The sequence below is a fragment of the Vibrio sp. 1078-1 genome (assembly GCF_033340475.1).
On record NZ_JAWOWM010000272.1, the window covers coordinates 1 to 754 of the forward strand.

Sequence of the window (754 nt, forward strand, 5' to 3'; positions counted from 1 at the left end):
GGATTAGCCCGCTTAAGCCAAAGAAAGCTAACCCAACACATAAAATTGCCCAACTCGCTTCCCAATATGCGATTGCTAAACACAAAGTGGTAATGGTTATAAGTCCGATAGGACTAGCAGTTGCTTTGAATCCCAAGTAGCTGAAAAAAACGATGGTGCAAATCAGAAATGGCAAAGCCGCTAACTTGGCAGATGCCGTTAATATTTCTGAGGGAAAAAAATGAGCCGCAGCCAAAGTCGCCAGAAAAAGCCCCAGTGAAATAACCCAGCAGCGTGCTGGTAAAGATTTAAGTAAGTTTGTCATCTTCTTAGTACTCTCAAAGTGCACGGACGGTGCACAATCAAATCATGAATCAGCATGTTAGTTCTCACAAAGTGCTCTAGTGGTTTGCTCGGCCATAATCTCGCACACAGGACATTTAAGCTGAATGCGCTGTTGAGATACCGTCAAATACAGACTGCCGCATCGACACCGGTGTAAGGATGCAAGCTGTGATCTTAAATCACGAGCTAGAACCCAACCTTCATTGATGGTCAGTTTTTTCCAGGGGATCTCAGCTGGAAGATCTGCTTCTTCTCTTGCAACCAAGTACGCATCGTAAGCCTTCATCAAAGCATCGATATTTAATTGCTTGTAGACATTATCACCACCAATGTTGACATAAAGCGCCATAAGCAGGGAGCCTTCAACTAATGCTCTTCTGCTTTTGACGATGGCATCAGATTCTGGCAATTGACCAGGACAAGGTGACTT

General features: G+C 44.2%; 2 protein-coding genes. Both read right to left on the minus strand.

Annotated features, from left to right (window positions below; genetic code table 11):
* A partial coding sequence (locus R7190_RS27055) for a hypothetical protein (protein ID WP_318137824.1) occupies nucleotides 1-304 on the minus strand: 304 nt, incomplete at its 3' end.
* 57 nt (nucleotides 305-361) lie between these two features.
* Nucleotides 362-754 (minus strand): FlhC family transcriptional regulator (locus R7190_RS27060; protein WP_318137825.1); only part of this gene is annotated, 393 nt, incomplete at its 5' end.